Genomic DNA, 21197 nt, shown 5'->3' with positions numbered 1-21197 from the left:
GTCCGGGTCGGGCACCGCTGTATAAGCAGTTGATCAGGCGCACCGCGCCTTCTCGGAAGGCGTAGTCAGGTGCGTGAGGCTTCCGCGATAGTGCCGATTGTTTCATCCAGAACAGCGTCGAATTCGCGGTCGTCCTGGGTGACGGTGAGCCCTTCGGTCAGGGCGCGGGAGAAACTGGCGATTATTCCGGGGTTGCGTGCCAGGCGAGCGTTAGCTTCCGCGCGGGAGTAGCCGCCTGATAGTGCCAGCACCCGGATCACCCGCCGATGTTCCACGAGCTCGCGGTAGAAGTCATCAGTTTGATACACCCAGATCCAACTGGCCGACACTACCCAGGACGACGTCGGCGCCCGCCGCGTCCAGTTGCTCCCGGTACCCGGCGTGGTCGTGGGTCGGGGTTAGTCCAAGGTGGCGAGCAGCTCAGTACAGGCCTGCTCGCACCGGCGGCAGGCCTCGGCGCAGACCGTGCAGTGCTCGTGCATCTCAGCGTGGCGGGCGCATTCTTCTCCACAGGCCTGGCAGGCAGTACGACAAGCCTCCAGGACGGAGCGGATAAGGGTGACATTCCAGTCGGTGGGCCGGGAGAGCATCCGGCCGGTGGCCGTACAGATGTCAGCACAGTCGAGGTTGAGGCGGATGCAGGTGGTCAGCTCCGCGACCATGTCCTCACCCAGGCAGGCATCCGCGCAGGCGGTGCAGGTCTGGGCGCACTCGAAGCAGGCGGTGATGCATTCGGCCAGTTTGTCCTTGTCGATCTGGCCTAGGTCCTTCGGGTGGGTCTCCAGCATGGCGTGTACGTGATGGGTCATGTCGTGCTCCATATCTCAATTCGGTTCGGAAAGGCGGGCCGGTCGAGCCGACCGGCCCACACCCTCGACCCTAGAGGCCCGACTGGCCGGAATCCAGGGCTGGACCATGAAGATTTCATGAAGAACCCCAACCTCCACCTAGTGGCTACCAGCCGCTAGAAACTCCCTAAGTAACGTGGCGAATGCTCGGCCGTAGCTACGCCGAGTGGGTCGGCCACAGGCTCCCAAGAGCCGGACGCTGCCCTACCCACAGCCTCCACCCAGTGGCACCTATCGAGCAGGAGGAGTGATAAACCACGACGCACTTGAAGCACCATCCCTCGCTGAGTCTCAGCTCCTGCACCAACCAAGAAACCTAGAAAGCATTATCATGAAGCGCACCATTGCCCTCGCCGCCCTCGCCCTGACCTCCTCCCTGGCCCTGGCCGCCTGCACGGACGACACTGCATCCGATGCCCCCGAGACCACGACCACCACCACCTCGGAGACGGCCACACAGTCCTCCGAGGAGACTGGCATGAACGATCAGATGGGTGCAGAGGGCCATGACCATCCGGCTGATGGTGGGCAACCCCCGGCAGGGATCGCAGCAGAGGAAAATCCCACCTACCCGGTGGACACCGAGGTCGTCCTCACCGCGGACCACATGCCGGGCATGGAGGGTGCTGAGGCGACGATCGCCGGTGCGTTTGACACCACGACCTACTCGGTCAGCTACACCCCCACCGACGGCGGGGACCCGGTCACCGACCACCGGTGGGTGGTCCACGAGGAGCTTGTCGATCCGGGCCAGGCCCCCCTGCCGGAGGGGTCCGAGGTCGTCTTGGATGCCGAGCACATGTCGGGAATGAAGGGTGTGGAGGCCACCATCGACTATTCCACGGATGAGACGGTCTACATGGTTGATCTCACCGTCGACGGGATGACCATGACCAATCACAAGTGGGTCACCGAAAGCGAGATCGCCCCGGCAGAGTAAGACCCACCAACCGCAACCTCAGCACCTCGGGCTCCTCCACCATCTGGTTGAGGTTCCTGGGTGCTTACCTCTTTGGTTTCTGCCCTAGGACGAGTTAGTCCTCGTCCTGGGTGAGCACCTGTCGGGCCAGTCGGTAGACGTGGTCGTTCCATCCCTGACGGACGACGTCGCGGACGAGTCAGGAGCATCCCACCGGTGGTGGCTGCCCGTGACGGGGATGTTCCCTTGGTGACGGCCGCTCTAGACGGCGTGGCGGATGTCCTCTGAGTGGGCAGAGACGGTACATCGTGGCCCGCTTGTCTGCCGGGTGAACCGGTCATAGCCATCAGGATGCGAAATGAGCCCCACACCAAATCCCGCACCGGTCATCGTCACCGGGGATGACCTGGTCTCATTGGTTGGAGCTTATCTTCGCGAAGCAGCTACGTACCGTGCCCAGAGTTACTCGGGTTGTGGTCGGTGATACTCGACTTGTGTACTACGAACCGCAGGACCAGACCCCCGCCAGTGGAGCGAAGGCGGAGTGGGTCCAGACCAGCTTGTTCCAGGGCGGATTCGAAGGCATCGGCCTCGATGAGGCGGTGCGGGGAGCCATCGACCCGGTGAAGCCAGCCCGCGACGCGCGAGGAGAGCAGGTCATATCCCACGAACAACCCGCCTGGGCGCAGGACCCGAGCCACCTCAGCCACCGCCTGCTCCCACTCGACCACGTGATGGAGCATGAGAAAGCTCACCACCATGTCGAAGGACTCGTCTGCAAAGGGCAGGGCAGTGGCATCAGCCTGACGTGCCTCAATGGGCAGTCCTGCGAGGGATCGCTGCGCGGCCTGGACCATGGCCGGATCGACGTCGGTCGTTGTGAGGTTCACCTGCCCGTGGGAGTGGATGATTGCTTCAGCCATCGCTCCGCTGCCACCGCCGATCTCCAGAACGCGTCCAGCGAGGGAGCAGTCCTGAGCCGCCCAGGGAATCATCCTCGGGGCCAGAAAATGCCACAGTGCACTGCGGCAGAACAACGCTTCTGCGGTCGACATCCGGGGCATGGCTTCCTCGTATCTACGGGGCAGTCTGAGATCAGTTCAGCTGGCGGTGATCCGGTACTGGCTGAAACGACTTTCGTAACACGACCTAGTGCACGGTAAAGGGTGGCGCGGCTGACACCGAGGTCCTTGGCGATGGCGACTTTGGATTCACCGGCTCCGCCCCGCTTTGCAACAGCACCGTAAAAATCAATAACCCCGGTGATATACGTCTAAAACGCAGGGATCATTCCGGGGCCTTCGTTTTTAAGTGTAACACTAGTCAGTATGTCATCCAAGAATATTGAGGCAACCGATCTTGAAGCGTGGTTTTCATCCGAACGTATGAAAACCTACAGCTTCCACTCCGATCCCGAAGCTCTCTACCTGTGGAATACCCATGTGACTAAGGCTTTCCTAGAGGATATTCAACATGTAGAGGTGTTATTGCGTAACTGTGTTCATACTGTGGTTTCCTCAAAATATGGACAGCGTTGGTACATCCATCCCGCTATTCCCTTTGACCAGCAAGCTAAGAAGTCTATTAATAAAGCAGAACGGCGTGCTGGGATTACCAAAGGGCAAGCACCGCCACCCGGGCGAGTTATTGCTGAGCTGAGCTTTGATTTCTGGGCGTATCTTTTTACCAATACATACGCGTCGACGATCTGGCCCTTGGTCAAAAAGTCTCTTGTGGCTACGCCGGCTTCTAAAGGGGACGGAATCTTTGTACCTTCCCTGACCGATTTCAAGCGTGAGGTTGATGAGGTCTATAAACTGCGCAACCGATGCGCCCATCACGAGCCAATTATTAAGCAGAACAGACAGAGAGAAAATAATCGCCTTGATCGAGCACAGAAAGCTATCATCCTTTTAACCACGTGGATCGATCCAGCAGCGTCAGCGTGGATTTCTACCCATTCCAGAATCACTGATCTGAGGAACACTAGGCCGTAAACTGGCCTCCATATCGGGTAGAGAAATTGATAGCACGAAGGAGCTCCCGTCCGACGAGGGCGAAGGTCCTTCGGAACTGGTGCACATTTAGGTGACAGATGGTGTCTGCACTTGGGATGAGCGTTCGATATTGATTTCTCCAGAGAGACCTACCCAGAATGATGAAAGGTTTCTCAGATTAAACGCGACATGTAGGGTACACCCCAGTGAGACGCAGTGGCCGCCGAAGTTTTCCCTGTATCACCAAGCCCTAAACCCGCATTTTGATACACTTCTCATTAACGCCATTGGCTTCAACGAGACACTGAGGGGTGACCATGGTCAGGGTTGCGACGCTGCTCGATGAATTCGGCCGCCCGGAGGACAAGGTCCAGCTCATCCGCCGGGGCAAGATCAACACCCGGATCCTCCGTTCCACCGACTACGGACGTTCCTGGGCCGCGGTCAGCGAGGAGGTGCCTAGCGAGCGGATTCTTCTCGATGATGGGCAGCGTTTCGCCCAGCATGCCGCCAGCCCCAAGCACGCAACCCATGTCAACAGCGCCGGCGAGCCTAGGGCCCGACTCGACATCCAGCGAGTTTCCTCGACCGTCACCAAGGCGAGGGTCTATCTCGGAGATAAGAAGTGGACTCCGGTCCAGGACGTGGCGACCAGCTCCATCATCTTTGATGGCGGCACCCGGGCCGGCTGGATGATCCCGTCCTGGCACCAGCCCTCCCCTGCCGACGACAAGCAGCCGGACTCTCAGAAGCGAGAAACAGCCCCTGCTCCCGGGTATTCCGCCGCGGCTCCATCGGTCCCCGAACTCCAGGCCGCACATCCTGTGGGTCAGCGGTTCTCCTATATCCGTGTCTCGAGTGCGGACCAGAACCTTGCCCGCCAGCGCGAGATGATCGGCCCCGTGGACAAGGAGTTCCTCGACAAGCTCTCCGCCCGCTCACGCGCCCAGCGCCCGGGACTGGAGAACTGCATCGATTATCTGCGCGAGCACGATGCACTGATCGTGGCGTCCATTGACCGGCTCGCCCGGTCCCTGGTGGACCTGCGCATGATCATCGACAAGATCACCGCTAAGGGGGCCTCCGTCCACTTCGTCAAGGAAAGCCTGACCTTCTCCCAGGACTCCACCGATCCGCGAGCCACCCTCATGCTGGGGATCCTCGGGTCGTTCGCGGAGTTTGAGAGGGCCATTATCCGCGAGCGCCAGTCCGAGGGCATCGCCCTGGCGAAGAAGGCCGGCAAGTATAAGGGCCGCAAACGCGCCCTGACGCTGGAAAAGGTGGAGGAGGCCCGTCGGCGGGCCGACTCCGGTGAAGCCAAGGTCGCCATCGCCAGAGACCTGGGGGTCAGCCGCGCCACCCTCTATAGAGCGCTATCGGTCACTGCATCGCTGCCGGAGAGTGCACCGGAGTAGTGATCACCGAAAATAATCTCCATTGCTCTACCGGTCGACGCCGCTGACACCCCGGCCCAGTCTCGTCTACTTCCTCCCATGCGTCCGGAATACTGCATCATGTTCAACCTCCCCAACCATCTGGTCGCTCTGTCTGGGTCCTTCCTCCATGCGTTGCCATTAGCCGAGTTGTTGATGCCTAAGGCACCCGGAGAGGTCCCAGGAATATACATGCGTTTACCGTGACGGGTGTGTATGAAACGCAACGACTTAACAGCCTCTTGAGAACTCACTTGGGCTCTGCAATCGTCGAGGACTTCATCTCCCCAGAGGGAGTGGAACAAGTATCGGATAAGGCCTACGGCTACCTGGGCCGAGTAATGCATGGCATCAATGAACATCCGGACCCGGATGCCTGCAAGAAGGAAACCCACGCCTCCTTGTACGAGTTCATCACCGATCTCAAGAATGACCCCCTGCCGGTCCAGTACTCGAAGGCCGCCCAAGAGAACTTCGACGCTCGTCATGACGCATGGTGCCAAAGAAGGATGACGGCGTTCAACAGGCATCTTAAGCCCGGGGAGGACCTCGTCCTCACCTACGGGCGCGCGCAGATGTGGGCGTCCATGCTCTACGTCTTCAACGTCCAGCAGCTGTTCCCGCCCAAGGACGGCGGCAAGTCCCAGGCCACCGGTCAGGAGGCGCAGCGGCGCAAGACCTGGCGCTGGCAGGAGGAGTACGGCTCGCTGATGGATCACCTGCGCTCCCTGGACGACCTGGTGGTCATCGTCGACGAGGCGCACCTGTTCGGCTCCACCGCCAAGGTCTACCGCTCGGCGCTGGAGGAGCTGCTGCCACAGGCGACCGTGGGCCTGACCGCCTCACCGGGAAAAAAGGACGACATTGTCTACCGCTATCCGCTGTGGCGGGCGATCAGCGACGGCTACGTCAAACAGCCGGTGCTGGTCTACCGCAACTCCGGCTACGACTCCGAGGAGCGTCAGCTTCAGGACGCGATGAGCCTACTGGCTTTGAAGGAGAAGGCCTACGCCTGGTGGCGTGCGGCTCACCCGGACGCCAAGGCGACCAAACCGCTGCTGTTTGTCGTCTGCTCCGATGTCGCCCATGCCAGCGAGACTGCCGCCCGCCTGCGCACCGCCACCTTCACCGGCAGTGACCTGGCTGTCCTGCAGGTCGACAATGAGCACGATGACGCCGCCACCCAGAACCTCCTGCGCTACCTGGATGCCGAGCATTCCCCGGTGCGGGTGATTGTCTCGGTCAATAAGCTGCGTGAAGGCTGGGACACCAAGCGCATTGCTGTGATGTGCACCCTGCGGGCCATGGGAACGGAGGTGCTGACCCAGCAGGTCATGGGCCGGGGCCTGCGACTGCCGTTTGGTGAGCTGACCGGGGTGGGGGCCATCGATGAGCTCGACATCATCTCGCACAAATCGTTTGTCTCCCTGCTCAAGACCGAAAACGTCCTGCGCGAGTTCGGCATCGACTCTGAGGAACGGGTGTCCCCTGAGGACATCCTGCCCCGGCCGGGTACCGGGCATGACCCCAACCCGCAGGCGGGCACAGGGCCGCAGGTCCCCTGGCCCGGTCAACGGCGAGGAACAGGCATCGGGGGTCGCCGCCGCGAACTCGCCGGGCCGGTCGGTGGCTGACGCTCTCGGTGCCCGGGGCCTGACCGACGACGAGGACATTGTGGACGACGCTGACCTCTTCGAGCAGGTGACGATCTCCATCAATCCTGAGTTCGCGGGCACTACCTTCCTGTTCCCGGCGACGGCGATGGAGAAGACTATTGCTCCCTTCGAGCTAGCCGATATCTCGACCGAGGCAGTCGCGGCCGCGGCCAAACGCACCCGGAACACCTCCGAGTATCTGGAGCGCACAAAGATCGTTGCTGACGCCGACCAGGCCGGCGAAGTGGCAATTACCGCTCAGGACGCTGACCGGGTGGCGGTGGAGAGCCTGCGACAGTCGGAGGCGGAGGTGCGCACCGAACTCATCCGCCGTGTGCTGACCACAGGGATCGTGTCCACAGACCCGGAGAACCGCAATCAGCTCACCCACCGTATCGTCCCGACGTTCATGGAGCACGCGGGCATCGAGGCATGGACGGAGAAGGCGAAGTTCTCCGCCGCCGAGGAACTGCGTGGCCTCGTCGTCGCCGAGATGAAGAAGGCCGCCAGCCAGGCCAAGACCAGGACGACCATCACCCCGGTTGAGCTGCCGATCGATGACTCCTTCACCCTTGATTTCGGAAGGAAAGTTCTCGAGCGTCTGACGGCGACCCAGAACTCGACGAAGTCGACCACTGGCTTCCGGGAGCGTGAGTACTACGGCCCCTGGACTAAGGGATTGTTCGAGGCCGCTGCCTTCGACTCCTTCTCCGGTGAGTACCGCCTGGCGGAGATCCTCAACTTCGACCCGGACGTGGTGTGGTGGAAGCGTCTCTACCCGCACGAAGGCGCTGTCGTCGCCTACACACCACAGAATGACTACCACCCGGATTTCGTGGTCCTGGCCACCGACGGCACCCACTGGATCATCGAGGGTAAGTCGAAGCGGGGACGCGACGACGAAACTGTCCAGCGCAAAAAGGACGCCGCCGAGAAGGCCATTCGCCTGCTTGCCGGCAAACCGGACTACGTAGGCCAGTCGTGGGGCTATCTCATCGCCTTCGAGGACGACATCGCCACCGCCGACTCCCTGGCTGACCTCTTGGCGACTGGAGCCACAGAGCGGACCCGGTCGAGCTCTTCTCGGTGTTATCGGTCAGTGCGCCCACGCGGTCTGTGGGGCGTGCTGACCGATCTTCCTTGTCTCGGGTGGGGTGATGGTCGTTGGTGGGGGAGGGAAGCGCACAGGCGGCTGCTCAGGTCGGTGTAGCCGTGGACGGTCTGCGGGGCTGGGCCCCTTCGGGGGAGAGGTAGTCATCCGTGCCGTCGATGTAGTTGTGCTACTTGGCATGAGCCTGAACGCTTAAGCGTAGTTTGAAGCTGAATTGGCTCAGACATGAAAAGTACCCTTACCTGTTTGTGCAGGTAAGGATACTTCTTGGGGGTGGCTGACGGGACTCGAACCCGCGACACCCAGGATCACAACCTGGTGCTCTACCAGCTGAACTACAGCCACCATCGCTGTTTTTGCAGCGGATTCTACATTAGTATGCGCCCCGGTTATTACAAAAACCGCTGGTAGGCGTCGCGCGCGGCGGTGGACGCCTCGGTTGCTTCCTGCGAGTCGGGCCCCGGCGCCTCAACGAAAACGCTACGCCGGTAGTAGTCCAATTCGCGGATCGATTCGACAATATCCGCCAGCGCGCGGTGCGACATGCCCTTGTCGGGTTGGTTGAAGTATGCCTTGGGGAACCAGCGCCGGGCGAGCTCCTTGACGGTGGAGACGTCGATCATGCGGTAGTGCAGGGCGGCGTCGAGACGCGGCATGTGCGCGCGGATGAACGAGCGGTCGGTGGCGATCGAGTTGCCGGCAAGCGGCGCGGGGTGGGCGGGATCGCAGTGCTTAGCGACGAGTCCCAGCACCGCATCTTCGGCGTCTGCGAGGCTGACCGTCGATGCGGTGATCTCGGGGAGCAGCCCGTTGTCGGTGTGCATGGCGACGACGACCTCGTCCATCTCGGCGAGCTGCGCCTGCGTGGCGTGGACGACGATATCGATACCCTCGCCCAGGATGTTGAGCTCGGCGTCGGTGACAAGCGCGGCGACCTCCACGATGACGTGCTTGTCGGGGTCGAGCCCGGTCATCTCAAGGTCGATCCAGACAATGCGATCGTTTTTATTGGCGATCTCGTGTGACATTTATGCCTCTCCCATCTGCTCGTAGAAGCGTCCCATCAGCGGAGAGAGCCAGCCGCGCGGGGTATAGGTGGACACGACGTCCATCGCCTTCGACAGTGGTCCGGGCACGACGCGGCGCTTGTTGCGGCGCATGGCGGCCAGGGTGTCTTTCGCGCAAGACTCGTAGGTGGTCCAAAGGAAATCGGGCACAACCTTGTCAACAATTGTCTTTTCCTCGTCCGGAACGACGGCCTCGCGAACGGGGCCGGGGGCCAAAAGGGTGCAGTGCACGCCGGTGCTTTTGAGCTCGTAGTGCAGGGACTCGGTGAACGTGTTCACGCCCGCCTTGGTAAAGACGTAGGTGGAGTTGTTGGGGATAGGCATGTTTCCAGCAGCCGAACCGACGTTGCACAGCGCGCCCTCGCCGCGCGGCACCATCTGGTCCAGGACAGCCTTGGTGATGCGGAACACCGCGGTGGCGTTGAGGTTGTACTGGTTGACCTCGTAGTCCCAATCGGCCTTCATGAACGGGCCGAAGGAGGCGATACCGGCGGAGTTGACGCAGATGGTTACCGTGCGGTTATGGATGTGCTCGATAAGGGCCGTGACGTCGCGTTCCTTTGAGAGGTCGGCGGCGAAGACGTCGCAGTTGACGCCGTGGCGGGCCGAGAGGGCATCGGCAAGCTGCATGAGCACGTCCTCACGGCGCGCGACAAGGATGAGGTTGTAGCCGGCGGAGGCAAGGTAGCGGGCGATGGCTTCGCCGATGCCTTGCGACGCGCCGGTGACCAGCGCATAGGAGTCGATGGAAGGGGCAGGGAAAGTCATGCTGCCCACAGTACTAGTCGTAGACGACCTCGAAGATGTCGCCGGGCTGGCAGTCGAGGGCTTCGCACAGGGCGCTGAGGGTGGTGAAGCGAACCGCCTTCGCCCGGTTGTTGCGCAGCACGGAGAGGTTGACCGGGGTGATGCCGACCTGTTCGGCGAGCGCGGCACCCGTGATTCCTTTGGCCTCGATGAGGGTGTCGAGGCGGCAGACGACGCGGGGTGTCTTAGACAAGGCCGTCAACCTCCTCTTCGAGAGCCTTGCCACGCTGGAGAACAGCTTCGAATGCGATGAGCGTAGCCATGAGGATGATCGCGGGGCTGAGGTCAGACAGGGGTGTGCCCGATCCGGTGTTCCACCACGAATCGACTCCGAGGACGGAGGCCGCGTGGTTGTTGGCCAGGCCTTCGATGCCGAGGCGCGCGATGATCCAGACGACAATCCCGTAGCTGGCGAAGCGCAGCGACTTGGTCACGGTGGTGGAAAACAGCGTGCCACGAAGCATTGAGGCAAACGCCCTGGTGAGGAATGCGGCGATGGCGATGAGCGAGGCGTATTTGAGCACGAAGGCAACGACGTAGGCGATGACAGTAGCGCGCGGAAGTGCCGCCACGGCTAACCCGTCGGACAGCGCGGGAGAGAGGCGGGTGATGACAATCCCGTTAGAAAACATCTGGTAGATCTCCGGGATGCACCAGAGGATGACGACGAAGGCGACGGTGATGAGCGCTTCTTTAAAGCTCTTGGTGGCTGGGGTTGCGGAGTGGGCGGTTTGGGCCATGATGCCTCTTGACAGAAAGAGTGTATCGACAATCGATATGCGTGCAAGGGGGAGAAGGAAAATTCAGCGCGGCCTCGACGTCCAGCCCGCCGCCAGCGTGGCCGCCGTCGCCACACAGCCCACCACCGCCGAGACCAGCACGTTGCCCTTAGGCACAGCGAGGACAAGTGCATAAGCCGCCAAGTGCAACGCCACGAGGCGCCAACTAAAGGGCGGATCCGGCCGGACCGGCTGCTTTAAAGCCGCCCGCGCCGGCCTGCGACACCGGGTCACCTCGAGGCCAATAGCCAGCGCCAGCGCCTGGAGGGCGGGCACTAGGGCCCACACGCTGCGCTGCATAGCCAGGAACACGGCCAGACCGAAACACAGCGCCGCCGGCACCACCCATGCCCACGATGAGGGGCGGCGGGTGGCCCGGCGGCGAATGCTCTCTAAGGCGTCGAGCGCTTCACGCGCGCGAGCTGCATCAACCTGCGGGCCGCTCAGTTACAACTGCGAGCGGTTGTTACCGTCGTCGAGGCCTTCCTCAACCTGCCCGGTGCGCGCTTCCGTGTTGGGGTGCTCGTCGAGGTGGCCCTCGTCAGTGGTCGCGGTCTCGTTCTCCGCGTTCTCGAAGTCGTCGACGGAGTTGAAGTTCGTCGGGGAGTTGCCGATGCGCGTCACGGCGGCGTCGAGAAGCTTCTCCTTCTCCGACGACTGGCTGCGGTCAGAATCCTGAGCCATCTACTTCTCCTCCTCAGTGGAGACTTCCTCCTGGAACTGCGCGTCGGCGTCCGGATCGATGAGGTCGTTGATGCTGTCTTCGTTATTCGGGGTGTTCTTCTCGGTCATGTCCAAGCCTCCTTCAATGGGTTATGAGCTTCAAGCTTAGCGACGCCTCGCCCACGCCGCCGTCACAGCGACGCAGCCAACCGGGTGCCCTGGTCGATCGCGCGCTTGGCATCCAGCTCCGCGGCGACGTCCGCGCCACCAATCAGGTGGGCCTTGACGCCGCGGGCGAGCAGCTCGTCGTAGGGCTCGCGAAGCGACTCCTGGCCAGTACAGATCACGACGTTGTCCACATCCAGCGTGCGCTCCTCGCCGTCGACGGTGATGTGCAGGCCGGCGTCGTCAATGCGGTGATACGTCACGCCGGGTAGCATCTCCACCCCGCGGTGCATTAACTCGGCGCGGTGAATCCAGCCGGTTGTGCGGCCCAGGTTCTCGCCGACCTTGGAGGTCTTGCGCTGCATGAGCGCCACACGCCGTGCCGGGCGGGTGCGTTCGGGCGCCTTCAGCCCGCCGGGGGTGGTGTAGTCCGTGTCCACGCCCCACGCGTCGAAGAAGGCCTCCGGGTCCCGGCTAGTGTCGCGCTCGGGCTCAGTGAGGAAGCTCGCGACGTCGAAGCCGATGCCGCCCGCGCCCAAAATCGCGACCGTCTCGCCCACCTCCGCGCGCTCTCGCAGGACCTCTAGATAGCTCAACACCTTTGGGTGATCAAGGCCCTCGATGTCCGGTACCCGCGGGGTCACGCCGGTTGCGACGACGACCTCGTCGTAGCCCTCAAGGTCGTCGGCGCTCACGCGGGTATTCAGGCGCACGTCCACGCCCTCGGCTGCAAGCATGTTGGTGAAGTAGCGGACGGTCTCGTCGAACTCCTGCTTGCCGGGAATCCGCCTGGCGACGTTGAGCTGGCCGCCGACATTGGGGGAGGCGTCGAAAAGCGTGACGGCGTGGCCTCTCTGCGCGGCGGTGACGGCGCACGACAGCCCGGCTGGTCCAGCGCCTACGACCGCGATGCGCTTTGGTGACTCGGTCGGGGCGATCACCAGCTCGGTCTCGTGGCCCGCACGCGGGTTGACCAGGCACGTCGCCACCTTCATGGAGAAGGTGTGGTCTAGGCACGCCTGGTTGCAGGCGATGCAGGTGTTGATCATGTCGGCCTTGCCGGCGGCGGCCTTGCTCACAAACTCCGCGTCCGCGAGGAACGGCCGAGCCATGGAGACCATGTCGGCGTAGCCCTGTGCGAGCAGCTCCTCCGCCTTGCCGGGGGTGTTGATTCGGTTCGAGGTCACCAGGGGGAGGTGGAAAGCGCCTTGCTTGCGGGCCTTCATCAGCTCCCGCGTCACCCACGCCCACGCACCGCGCGGCACCGAGGTGGCGATCGTGGGCACGCGCGCCTCGTGCCAGCCGATGCCGGTGTTCAAAATATCGGCGCCGTCTTCCTCGATCCACGCCGCGAGCTGGATGACCTCGTCCAGCGTCGACCCGTCCGGCACCAGGTCCAGCATGGAAAGCCGGTAGATGATGATGAACTCGGCCCCCACGGCCTCGCGGACGCGGCGCACGATCTCGCGGGCGAAGCGGACGCGGTTTTCGTAAGACCCGCCCCAGCGATCCGTGCGCTTGTTGGTGTGACGCGCGATGAACTGGTTGATCAGGTAGCCCTCGGAGCCCATGATCTCCACGCCGTCGTAGCCTGCGGAGCGGGCCAGGGTGGCGGCGCGGACGAAGTCCTCGATGGTCTGCTCGACCTCCGCGTCGCTCAGCTCGTGCGGGACGAACGGCGCGATCGGCGCCTGGATTGGGCTCGGGCCGACCATCTTGTCGTGGTAGGCGTAGCGCCCGACGTGCAGAATCTGCATTGCAATCCTGCCGCCCTCGGCGTGCACGGCGTCCGTGATCCGGCGATGTTGCTGCGCCTCTTCCTCTGTGGCCATCCGCGCGCCGTGGTGGACGGTGCGCCCGGCGTCGTTAGGCGCGATGCCGCCGGTGACAATGAGGCCCGCGCCGCCGCGTGCGCGCTCGGCGTAGAAGGCTGCGAGGCGATCGAAACCGTGCTCCACCTCTTCGAGGCCGGTGTGCATCGATCCCATGATCACCCTGTTTTTTAGGGTGGTAAATCCGAGGTCAAGGGGCTCAAACAGGTGGAGGTAGGGGCTTGTCATGGTGGGCAGTTTAACAGTCGGCGGGGGTCAAGTCCACGGGAGTGGTGTATCTGCCTTTCGATAAAACAGGCAGCATGACGATCTCAGGGACCGGCACGAGCCCGATGGTGAGACTGGCTCATGTGACCTCCTGAACGGTGTCGCCGGCATCGATGACGGCGGCAGCCATCATCGCCTTCGTCTGCTCCAGGTTCGTCAACGACATGTAGCGCTTCTGCTGGATCCTTCTCACTCATGCTGCTCCGCCAACACGGCACCAACCAGGCGGATCACCGCGTCGCGGTTGGGGAAGATCCCCACGACGTCGGTGCGCCGGCGGATCTCCCGATTCAGCCGCTCGGTGGGGTTGTTCGACCGCACCTTCGTCCACACCGTCCTTGGCGTGTTCATCAACGCCAGCAGCTCGTCGAGCGCTTCCTCGAGGTGAGTGCGCGACATGGGGGAACTTCTGCTCACAAAACGCCACCACCTCCCGGGCCTGATCCCATACAGCCCGGGTGTCGGGTTGATGGAAGATCGTCTGGAACATCGCCGACAATGTTGGCCACTGCGTCTTCGGCACCAGACCGGAGAGGTTCTTCGCGAAGTGCGTCCGGCACCGCTGCCAGGACGCGTTCGGCAGCACCTCGCCGATCGCGTGCTGGATACCCAGATGCGCGTCACTGGTGACCAGGTAGACGTCGTTTAAGCCGCGGGCCTTGAGGTCGCGGAAGAACCCGGTCCACGAGGCCACAGACTCGGATGTGGCGACCTGCATGCCCAACAACTCCCGATACCCTTCGGCATTGACGCCGGTGGCCAGCAGGACGGAAGTCTTGACCACGCGGCCGCCTTCACGGACCTTCATGGTCAGCGCGTCACACGCAACGTAGAGGTAGGGGTCGGTATCCAGGGGTCGGGTGCGGAAGTCCTCCACCATCTGATCAAGATCTTTGGCCATCTCGGAGACCTGCGATTTTGAGAGGTTGTTGATCCCCAGGGTGGCGACGAGGTCGTTCATCCGGCGCGTCGACACGCCCTTCAGGTAGCAGGTGGCGATCACGGTGGTCAGGGCCCGTTCTGCTCGGGTGCGTCGTTGCGGCAGCCAGTCCGGGAAGAAGGAACCGGTGCGTAGTTTCGGCACGGCGACGTCGACGGTGCCGACTCTGGTGTCGAGGTCGCGGTGGCGGTAGCCGTTGCGGACGTTGGTGCGGTTGTCACTGACGGTGGCGTAGCCGGCGCCACAAATCTGGTCGGCCTGGGTGGAGAGGATCTGGTTGATGAAGCGCTGGAGCATCTCGCGCATCAGGTCCGGGGAGGCTTGGGCGAGGAGTTCGTCGAGATAGGTGGTCGGGTCGATAGAATGGGGGCCAGCGGCCATCGTGGTTTCCCTTTCGAGGAAGTGTGGTTACGGATTCGAAAGGTACTGCGGTGGTCGCCTCGTGCATTCATGAGGTCGTCACCGGCAGCTACAGATACACCACGCTAACGGACACTGATAATGGGAGCATCGCAACCGTCGGCGGGGGTGGCCAAGCCCGTTTCAGAGTGAACCCGCACGCCGGACGCCGTGCGCCTGAAAAGCGACGTAGTTAGGTGCCAGAAACTGTAGGGTAGGGGCGTGGATACAACGACGGTAAAGCTCGAGCGCAACGCAGCTGTGGCGACGCTGACCATCACCTCCAAAATGGGCGCGATGGGCCAGGCGTTTTGGGAGGAAGTCCCGCAGGTGCTGGCCAGCCTGAGCGATGCCCGTGTGCTCGTGCTGCGCGGTGAAGCCGTGTTCAGCGCCGGCCTCGACATCAAAGAAAGTGCCGAGCAGATTGTGCCGGCGCTGGGCAACCCCGAAAAGTTCGCCGCTGTTGTCGACCGGATGCACGCCGTGACGGAAGGGGTGGCCGCGCTGCCCATCCCCGTGATCGCCGCCGTCAACGGGTGGTGCATCGGCGCGGGCCTCGAGCTCATCGCGGCCGCGGACATCCGCCTGTGCAGCTCCGATGCCCGCTTCAGCCTGCCGGAAGTCAAGCTTGGAATCACCGCGGACCTCGGCGGGCTGCAGCGGCTCCCGCACATCATTGGCCGCGGCCGCGCAGCCCATTTGGCGCTCACCGGCGAGCCTATCGACGCCCGCACCGCCGAATCCTGGGGGCTTGTCACTGAGGTGCTGGACAGCCCAGATGCGCTCTTGGCGCGCGCCGAAGAGCTGGGCGAGGCGCTCGCGGCGCTACCGCCGAAGGCGCTTGCAGGCACGAAGCGCACGCTTGTCGACGGCCTTGACCACAACCAGAGCATGAAAAACGCGGTGTTGTGGAACGCCCAGCATGTCAGCGTGGACAACCTGCAGGCAGCACTGTCCAAAAACAGCACTGGCAGGTAAAGCGCCTTTTAATGCGCCGCGATCTCGCGCAGCGCCGCGACATGGCCGTCGAAGGCCTCCTTGCCCTTGCGCGTGAGCGTGACCCACACGGTGTCCTTGGCGCGGGTGGAGCCGTATTCGCGGAAGCGGGTGATGTACCCGTGTTCTTCGAGGGCGGAAAGCTGCTTGGACAAGGTGGTATCGGAAAGCCCGGTGACCTCGCGCAGGTGGGCGAAACGCATCTCGTAGCGCACGTCGCCTTCGGTGGCTCCGGCGGCGGATAGCGCGGCGCAGATTTTCAGCCGGCCCACGGGGTGGATGACGGGATCAAGCTGCACGGCCACTCCACTCCCACCAGTACAAAACGGAAAACGCTGCGGTGGAAACCACCCCTGCGACGATCGCCCAGGTCACTGACCCCTTGGGCAGCAAGATGAGGGCGAAGAATAGAAAAGGGCCAACCAAAGCGCTGCGGGAAACCTGAGGTTCGGGCTTGACCTCCTGCTTCAGCGTCGGGCGAACCCCGCGATTCCTGCTGTCGGTGTACGCGATGGCGATCAGCAGGACTGCCCAGGCCACAAAGAGCGCATACCCCCAGAGGCTGCCGTAGACCACCAGACCCATGGAAGCGCCCAGCAGGAGGGAGACCGCGAAGCCCACCCACAGGGGCACCCGGCGCTGGCCCGAACGGCGCTCGACCGAGCGTTCTACCTCCTCGACGGCCTGAAGCGCCTCTTTCACATCGTTACTTTCCATAGTGGAAAGTATAGGACGGGTGGCGCTTCGGGTAAAGGCCTAAATCTCGTGCATTTCCTTGTTCACCGTTTCGGGCGCCCACACGATGGCGGCGAGCGAAATCACGGTCACCACGGCGAGGTAGATACCCACGGCCTGTGGGCCATAGGAGGCGTTGAGCGCAGTGGCGATAAAGGGAGCGATGGCAGCGCCGAGGATGGACGAGACGTTATAGGAAACGCCCGATCCCGTGTAGCGAACGTTGGACGGGAAGAGCTCCGGCAGGATGGCGGACATCGGCCCGAAAATCATCCCCATCAGGACCATTCCGAGAAACAGGAACACCCCGAGGGAGACCATGGTGAAGCTCTCCGGGTTGAGCAGCCAGCCAAAGCTCAGGCCGTAGATGATGATGGCCACGGAGGTCAGGCCAAGCACGGGGCGCCGGCCGTAGGTGTCTGCCAGGCGGCAGGCAACCGGGATGCCGAGCATGAAGCCGAAGATGCAGACGAGCTGGAGCTTGAGGAAGTCGACGTAGGGGATACCCAGGCCAACCCCTTCGGCGGCCGAGCCAATGCCGTAGGACAGAAACCACGTGGTCACGAGGTAGAACAGGGTGTAGCACCCCACCATCACGAGCGTGCCCTGGATCAGCGGGCGCCACGCGGTGGAGAACACCTCGGCGATGGGGGAGGAGACCTTCTTGTCATTAGCCAGTACGTGCTGGAACACCGGGGTTTCCTCGATGCTCAGGCGAACCCACAGCCCCACGGCGACCATGACCGCGGACATGAGGAAGGGAATGCGCCAGCCCCACGACATGAACGCGCCTTCAAGGTCCCCGCTGGTGTGGCCCAGCCAGGTGACCAGCACGAGGAAGAACCCGTTGGCGAGCAGGAATCCGAACGGTGCACCCAGCTGCGGCCACATCGCGGCCCAGGCGCGGCGACCCTTCGCGGCGGTTTCGGTGGACAGGAGCGCCGCCCCCGACCACTCGCCGCCGAGCCCGAGGCCTTGGCAGAAGCGCATCAGCGCGAGCAGCGCCGGGGCCCAGATGCCCACTTGTGCGTACGTGGGCAGAAGGCCGATGATGAAGGTTGCGATGCCCATGGTGAGAAGTGCAAAGACGAGGGTTGCTTTACGCCCGACGCGGTCGCCGAAGTGGCCGAAGACGATCGAGCCGAGGGGCCGGGCGATGAACGCGAGGCCGAAGGTGGCGAAGGACTGCAGTAGTGCGACGGTGTCGCTTTCGGCTTTGGGGAAGAACAAAAAGGGAAATACGGCAACGGCTGCGGTGGCGTAGGCGTAGAAGTCGTAGAACTCAATGGTGGTGCCAATGGTCGAGGCCAGGCGCACTTTCGCGCGCTCCGCCGCGCTTGCCTGCTGGGGCACCGCGGGTGTGGACGCGTGCGTGCCGACGGTTGAACTCACAATCCCAATCCCTTCACTATTCGGTTCCTCTCGTTTTATGGGATGTGGATTTTACTCCGTGGAATACGTATCGCGCGTTTGGGGGGTTGGGGTGCGGCGGGGCAGCTCTTCGACAAGCAAAAACCGGCCCACGAAAATAATTTCCAAGCGCCGGTTGGTCAAGCATGTCGCGACTGAGGACAAAAGCGCCCCCAGCAGGACTCGAACCCGCGACCAGCCGGGTAGAAACCGGATGCTCTAATCCACTGAGCTATGGGGGCAGCGCACGGCCCGGGTGTGCCCCAGCGTGCGAGTTAAAGAGTATAGCGCAGCGCGCCGGTGTGTCCCGCTTCCGGTTATGCCGCGACCTCCATCGAAAGTATGGTGTGAAGGTATGTCACACAACGGGTCGCACACGAGGCAGTCAACGGCGGCGGTCAAGGTCGCGTGGCCCTTCTACGGGGCGGCGCTGCTTGTCGCTGCGCTCGTGGCTGGAACGGTGGCGACTTTATTTTCCAACGACTCGCTCGCCGCGCTCGGCATCCCGGACCCCGGAATCGTGACCATCTTCGGCCTACCCGCCCTGCGCGCCACGGCGTGGATGTGCGCCGCCCTGGCCGCGGGGTCGTTCCTCTTCTCGGCATTTCTCATCCCGCCGCGGCGCACTGGCGAGGACCTCAACGGCGCCCGGCTCAGCGTCGACGGGGTGATTGCGGCGCGCACGGCGGGGTGGGCGTCGTTAAGCGTGTGCTTGATTGCGCTGCTCATGATTCCGCTCGTGCTTTCCGACGTCTCCGGCACCCCGCTGAGCCAGGTCCTGTTCGCGCCGTCGGCGTGGGCGACTGCGCTCGAGCAGGTCGCCGATGCGCAGGTGTGGCTCGGCGTGGCCGCCATCGCCGGTGTCGTCGGCGTCGTCGCCCTAACCGCCCACTCCTGGTGGGCGCAGGTTGCGCTGCTGATCGGCTCTCTGGTCACGATTATGCCGCTGGGTTTGACGGGCCACTCCGCCACCGGCGGCGACCACGACTACGGCACGAACTCCTTCCTCTGGCACCTGGTGTTCATGCTGCTGTGGATCGGCGCGCTCATGGCGCTCGTCGCCTACGGGCGTCGGCTGGGGCCGCACCTGGAAAGCGCCGCGCGCCGCTACTCGCAGGTGGCGCTGTTTTCCTTCTTGGTCATGCTGATCTCGGGCTTGATTAATGCGTCGATACGCGTGCGGCCCGAGGACCTGCTGCAGTACAACTACGGGCTTGTGCTCATCGCCAAGACAGTCGCACTGTTGGTGCTGGGGCTGCTCGGCTACGCGCACCGCTCGATCACCATCCCGCGCCTGGGCACAGACCGTGGCGCGTTCACGCGCCTCGCCGCAGTGGAGGTGCTCGTCATGGCCGCCGTGACCGGCGTCGCCGTCACCCTCGGGCGCACGCCGCCGCCCCCGCCGCGCACCATCGATCTAAGCGAGATGGAGCTGCAGATGGGCTACAACCTCAACGAGCCGCTGACCGTGACTAACTGGTTGGGCCAGTGGCGCTTCGAGCTGCTCTACAGCGTCATCGCGCTGCTGCTCGCGCTCTACTACCTGCACCTTGTCCGCCGCGTGGACGGCTGGCGCCACACGCGCACCGCGTGGTGGCTCCTCGGCTGCGCCACGATCGTGGTCACCCTGTCCTCGGGCGTGGGCATGCACATGCCGGCGTCGTACTCCGCGCACATGATCGTGCACATGATCCTGTCCATGGCCGTGCCCGTTCTGCTCGTGCTCGGCGCGCCGCTGACCCTGGTTGCGGCCGCGTACCCGGCCGGAGAGTTCAACCCGCGCATGTGGGTGGAATCCTTCCAGCGCTCGCGGTTTCTGCGCGTGATTACGTGGCCGCCGGTGTCGCTGGCGCAGTTCGTCTTCTTCTTCTACATCCTTTACATCTCCATCCCGCTCTACGAGCTGATGATCTCCGAGCACGCGGGCCACGTGATCATGAACGGGGTGTTCCTGCTCTCCGGGTACTTCTACTTCTGGGAGCTCATCGGACCAGACCACATCGAGGGGCGCGCCAGCGCGAAGGTGCGGCTTGCGTGGCTGTGGGTGTCCATGCCGATCCACCTGTTCATGGGTGTTTACCTCATGCAGCTGGGCGTGATCATGGGCGAAGACTTCTACAACTCGCTGAACCTGCCGTGGGATCCGGACCTGCTCGCAGACCAGAAGGCCGGCGGCGGCATCGCCTGGGCGTCGGGGTCGTTCCCGCTGACCGTCGTGTTCGCCGTTCTGTTTTACCTGTGGTGGCGCGAGGATAAGACCGAGACCCGCGAGCTGGACCGGCGCGCCGAGGAGACGGATGACGAGGAATGGCGCCGCTACAACGAGATGCTCGCGCAATATACCCAAAGCGGCGGTGGGCGCAAGTAAACGGCGAACACGCCGCGAAATCTGTGGATAACCCCCGGGTTATCCACAGGCTTGTCGACGACCCCACCACCGCGTCGCCCCAGCGTGCAAGCATGCACCTACCGCGGGGTTAAACGCCGCGCGTCAGCACACGCCACCAACGAGAAAAAAAAGGGGGCTCTCTCGTGAGCCAGATGCACATTACCGTTTCCGGGAACCTGATCTTCGAACCAGAGATGCTGCACTTCGACAGCAACAAGTACCTGACCAAATTCCGCGTCGCCTCGTCCCGGCGCTTCCGCACCGATGAGCTCGACAAGAACCAGCGCCCGATCTGGCAAGAGACCGACACGCTCTACCTCGACGTGGAGTGCTGGGGACAGCTCGCCATCAACGCCAAGGCCTCTCTATTCAAGGGCGCGCCCGTGCTTCTAATCGGGTCCCTGATCACGGACTCCTGGACCGATCCCACGCAGTTCGACGAGGACGGCAAACCGGCCACGCGGCAGAAGATTTTGCTCAAGGCCTCCAAGGTTGCTTTCGATCTGGGCAACTACCAGGTGTCCTCGCAGAAGACGACCAACCAGTCGAACACGCCGGAGGGCATGGCACCGGTGGCGCTGAAGACCGGCGAGGACCTCGCCCCGGAGACGACGCCGACGCGCAGCAGCGCCGAGGACCTCGTTGGCCAGGGCAGCCCGGTGCGCAGCGACTCCGGGCTGAGCTTCGCCGACGCGGCTGTCGACGGCGAGGAGGCTCCCTTCTAGCGGGGCCGATTCCGCCCCGTGATGTACCCTAAGTGGAGAATTGTTTCCATCAACAGGGCA

Annotated in this window: 21 protein-coding genes, 2 tRNA genes and 2 pseudogenes; 8 read left to right on the top strand and 17 right to left on the bottom strand. The window is 63.2% G+C overall.

Annotated features, from left to right (window positions below; translation table 11 throughout):
• Nucleotides 1-65: 65 nt before the first annotated feature.
• Nucleotides 66-299: pseudogene (locus RIU96_RS11435) on the bottom strand (class I fructose-bisphosphate aldolase); the annotation flags it as partial.
• A gap of 99 nt (nt 300-398) precedes the next feature.
• A complete protein-coding gene (locus tag RIU96_RS11430; protein WP_040422633.1) occupies nt 399-809 on the bottom strand; it encodes a four-helix bundle copper-binding protein in 411 nt (136 codons plus the stop codon).
• A 370-nt stretch (nt 810-1179) separates the two neighbouring features.
• On the opposite strand from RIU96_RS11430, the gene RIU96_RS11425 reads away from it, so the two are divergent.
• The gene (locus RIU96_RS11425) at nt 1180-1788 is read left to right on the top strand and encodes a YdhK family protein (RefSeq protein WP_042622830.1); all 609 of its coding nucleotides are present in this window, start codon (nt 1180-1182) and stop codon (nt 1786-1788) included.
• A 422-nt stretch (nt 1789-2210) separates the two neighbouring features.
• Here the strand turns inward: RIU96_RS11425 and RIU96_RS11420 are convergent, their stop codons facing one another.
• Both RIU96_RS11420 and RIU96_RS11415 read right to left on the bottom strand, forming a co-directional pair.
• Entirely contained in the window at nt 2211-2822 is a 612-nt protein-coding gene (locus RIU96_RS11420) for a class I SAM-dependent methyltransferase (RefSeq protein WP_222422352.1), read from the bottom strand.
• Entirely contained in the window at nt 2759-3022 is a 264-nt protein-coding gene (locus RIU96_RS11415; RefSeq protein WP_259788123.1) for a helix-turn-helix domain-containing protein, read from the bottom strand. Before RIU96_RS11415 ends, RIU96_RS11420 begins: the two co-directional genes overlap by 64 nt.
• A 73-nt stretch (nt 3023-3095) precedes the next feature.
• On the opposite strand from RIU96_RS11415, the gene RIU96_RS11410 reads away from it, so the two are divergent.
• The 4 genes from RIU96_RS11410 to RIU96_RS11395 all read left to right on the top strand — a co-directional run bounded on the left by RIU96_RS11410 (nt 3096) and on the right by RIU96_RS11395 (nt 8062).
• Nucleotides 3096-3764, top strand: a complete 669-nt coding sequence (locus RIU96_RS11410) for an Abi family protein (protein WP_011867703.1) — start codon at nt 3096-3098, stop codon at nt 3762-3764.
• Between the two features lie 317 nt (nt 3765-4081).
• Nucleotides 4082-5179, top strand: a complete 1098-nt coding sequence (locus RIU96_RS11405) for a recombinase family protein (protein ID WP_144773349.1) — start codon at nt 4082-4084, stop codon at nt 5177-5179.
• Between the two features lie 260 nt (nt 5180-5439).
• Nucleotides 5440-6831, top strand: a complete 1392-nt coding sequence (locus tag RIU96_RS11400) for a DEAD/DEAH box helicase (RefSeq protein ID WP_186366006.1) — start codon at nt 5440-5442, stop codon at nt 6829-6831.
• Nucleotides 6824-8062 (top strand): hypothetical protein, encoded by a 1239-nt coding sequence (locus tag RIU96_RS11395; protein ID WP_186366007.1) that lies wholly within the window; start codon nt 6824-6826, stop codon nt 8060-8062. The genes RIU96_RS11400 and RIU96_RS11395 overlap by 8 nt, the downstream gene beginning before the upstream one ends.
• A gap of 173 nt (nt 8063-8235) precedes the next feature.
• Here the strand turns inward: RIU96_RS11395 and RIU96_RS11390 are convergent.
• The 9 genes and pseudogenes from RIU96_RS11390 to RIU96_RS11350 all read right to left on the bottom strand — a co-directional run.
• Nucleotides 8236-8308 (bottom strand) — tRNA-His (locus RIU96_RS11390).
• Nucleotides 8309-8355: 47 nt separating this feature from the next.
• Nucleotides 8356-8991 carry an oligoribonuclease gene (orn, locus tag RIU96_RS11385; RefSeq protein ID WP_136652875.1) on the bottom strand — a complete coding sequence of 212 codons (636 nt, stop codon included), beginning with the start codon at nt 8989-8991 and terminating at the stop codon, nt 8356-8358.
• Nucleotides 8992-9798, bottom strand: a complete 807-nt coding sequence (gene cmrA / locus RIU96_RS11380) for a mycolate reductase (RefSeq protein ID WP_136652874.1) — start codon at nt 9796-9798, stop codon at nt 8992-8994.
• A 13-nt stretch (nt 9799-9811) separates the two neighbouring features.
• Nucleotides 9812-10039 carry a helix-turn-helix domain-containing protein gene (locus RIU96_RS11375; RefSeq protein WP_136652873.1) on the bottom strand — a complete coding sequence of 76 codons (228 nt, stop codon included), beginning with the start codon at nt 10037-10039 and terminating at the stop codon, nt 9812-9814.
• The gene (locus tag RIU96_RS11370; protein ID WP_136652872.1) at nt 10023-10577 is read right to left on the bottom strand and encodes a hypothetical protein; all 555 of its coding nucleotides are present in this window, start codon (nt 10575-10577) and stop codon (nt 10023-10025) included. Before RIU96_RS11370 ends, RIU96_RS11375 begins: the two co-directional genes overlap by 17 nt.
• Nucleotides 10578-10640: 63 nt before the next feature.
• Complete coding sequence (locus RIU96_RS11365) at nt 10641-10928, bottom strand: hypothetical protein (protein ID WP_311204999.1); 288 nt, start codon at nt 10926-10928, stop codon at nt 10641-10643.
• A 135-nt stretch (nt 10929-11063) separates the two neighbouring features.
• The gene (locus RIU96_RS11360; protein WP_136652871.1) at nt 11064-11300 is read right to left on the bottom strand and encodes a hypothetical protein; all 237 of its coding nucleotides are present in this window, start codon (nt 11298-11300) and stop codon (nt 11064-11066) included.
• A 170-nt stretch (nt 11301-11470) separates the two neighbouring features.
• On the bottom strand, nt 11471-13504 hold the full coding sequence (locus RIU96_RS11355) for an oxidoreductase (protein WP_311204998.1): 2034 nt from the start codon (nt 13502-13504) through the stop codon (nt 11471-11473).
• 237 nt (nt 13505-13741) lie between these two features.
• Nucleotides 13742-14864 (bottom strand): annotated as a pseudogene (locus RIU96_RS11350) (IS256 family transposase); the annotation flags it as partial.
• A gap of 240 nt (nt 14865-15104) precedes the next feature.
• Between RIU96_RS11350 and RIU96_RS11345 the strand changes: the two are divergent.
• The gene (locus tag RIU96_RS11345) at nt 15105-15860 is read left to right on the top strand and encodes an enoyl-CoA hydratase/isomerase family protein (RefSeq protein ID WP_136652869.1); all 756 of its coding nucleotides are present in this window, start codon (nt 15105-15107) and stop codon (nt 15858-15860) included.
• Nucleotides 15861-15868: 8 nt separating this feature from the next.
• Here RIU96_RS11345 and RIU96_RS11340 read toward each other — a convergent pair whose 3' ends face one another.
• From RIU96_RS11340 to RIU96_RS11325, 4 genes are all read right to left on the bottom strand, one after another.
• The gene (locus RIU96_RS11340) at nt 15869-16177 is read right to left on the bottom strand and encodes a transcriptional regulator (RefSeq protein WP_375543107.1); all 309 of its coding nucleotides are present in this window, start codon (nt 16175-16177) and stop codon (nt 15869-15871) included.
• Complete coding sequence (locus RIU96_RS11335) at nt 16167-16595, bottom strand: hypothetical protein (RefSeq protein ID WP_136652867.1); 429 nt, start codon at nt 16593-16595, stop codon at nt 16167-16169. The genes RIU96_RS11340 and RIU96_RS11335 overlap by 11 nt, the downstream gene beginning before the upstream one ends.
• Before the next feature lie 39 nt (nt 16596-16634).
• Nucleotides 16635-18005, bottom strand: coding sequence for an MFS transporter (locus tag RIU96_RS11330; protein WP_375542961.1), 1371 nt, complete (start codon nt 18003-18005; stop codon nt 16635-16637).
• Between the two features lie 186 nt (nt 18006-18191).
• Nucleotides 18192-18265 (bottom strand) — tRNA-Arg (locus RIU96_RS11325).
• Between the two features lie 113 nt (nt 18266-18378).
• On the opposite strand from RIU96_RS11325, the gene RIU96_RS11320 reads away from it, so the two are divergent.
• Complete coding sequence (locus RIU96_RS11320; protein ID WP_136652866.1) at nt 18379-20391, top strand: bifunctional copper resistance protein CopD/cytochrome c oxidase assembly protein; 2013 nt, start codon at nt 18379-18381, stop codon at nt 20389-20391.
• Nucleotides 20392-20564: 173 nt separating this feature from the next.
• Nucleotides 20565-21137 (top strand): single-stranded DNA-binding protein, encoded by a 573-nt coding sequence (locus RIU96_RS11315; RefSeq protein WP_246062895.1) that lies wholly within the window; start codon nt 20565-20567, stop codon nt 21135-21137.
• Nucleotides 21138-21197 lie beyond the last annotated feature (60 nt).

This window comes from Corynebacterium sp. Z-1 (assembly GCF_031844665.1).
GTDB classification, from domain to species: domain Bacteria; phylum Actinomycetota; class Actinomycetes; order Mycobacteriales; family Mycobacteriaceae; genus Corynebacterium; species Corynebacterium sanguinis.
The sequence above is the reverse complement of the archived record's forward strand: the minus strand, read 5'-3'. Positions and strand labels throughout refer to the sequence as shown.

Excerpts from the sequence above, each read along its gene's own strand:
- RIU96_RS11355 (WP_311204998.1), bottom strand. The coding sequence starts at position 13,504 with ATGACAAGCCCCTACCTCCACCTGTTTGAGCCCCTTGACCTCGGATTT.
- RIU96_RS11410 (WP_011867703.1), top strand. The coding sequence starts at position 3,096 with ATGTCATCCAAGAATATTGAGGCAACCGATCTTGAAGCGTGGTTTTCA.
- orn (WP_136652875.1), bottom strand. The coding sequence starts at position 8,991 with ATGTCACACGAGATCGCCAATAAAAACGATCGCATTGTCTGGATCGAC.
- RIU96_RS11360 (WP_136652871.1), bottom strand. The coding sequence starts at position 11,300 with ATGGCTCAGGATTCTGACCGCAGCCAGTCGTCGGAGAAGGAGAAGCTT.
- RIU96_RS11335 (WP_136652867.1), bottom strand. The coding sequence starts at position 16,595 with ATGGAAAGTAACGATGTGAAAGAGGCGCTTCAGGCCGTCGAGGAGGTA.
- RIU96_RS11315 (WP_246062895.1), top strand. The coding sequence starts at position 20,565 with ATGCACATTACCGTTTCCGGGAACCTGATCTTCGAACCAGAGATGCTG.
- RIU96_RS11320 (WP_136652866.1), top strand. The coding sequence starts at position 18,379 with ATGTCACACAACGGGTCGCACACGAGGCAGTCAACGGCGGCGGTCAAG.
- RIU96_RS11425 (WP_042622830.1), top strand. The coding sequence starts at position 1,180 with ATGAAGCGCACCATTGCCCTCGCCGCCCTCGCCCTGACCTCCTCCCTG.
- RIU96_RS11420 (WP_222422352.1), bottom strand. The coding sequence starts at position 2,822 with ATGTCGACCGCAGAAGCGTTGTTCTGCCGCAGTGCACTGTGGCATTTT.
- RIU96_RS11405 (WP_144773349.1), top strand. The coding sequence starts at position 4,082 with ATGGTCAGGGTTGCGACGCTGCTCGATGAATTCGGCCGCCCGGAGGAC.
- RIU96_RS11370 (WP_136652872.1), bottom strand. The coding sequence starts at position 10,577 with ATGGCCCAAACCGCCCACTCCGCAACCCCAGCCACCAAGAGCTTTAAA.
- cmrA (WP_136652874.1), bottom strand. The coding sequence starts at position 9,798 with ATGACTTTCCCTGCCCCTTCCATCGACTCCTATGCGCTGGTCACCGGC.
- RIU96_RS11430 (WP_040422633.1), bottom strand. The coding sequence starts at position 809 with ATGACCCATCACGTACACGCCATGCTGGAGACCCACCCGAAGGACCTA.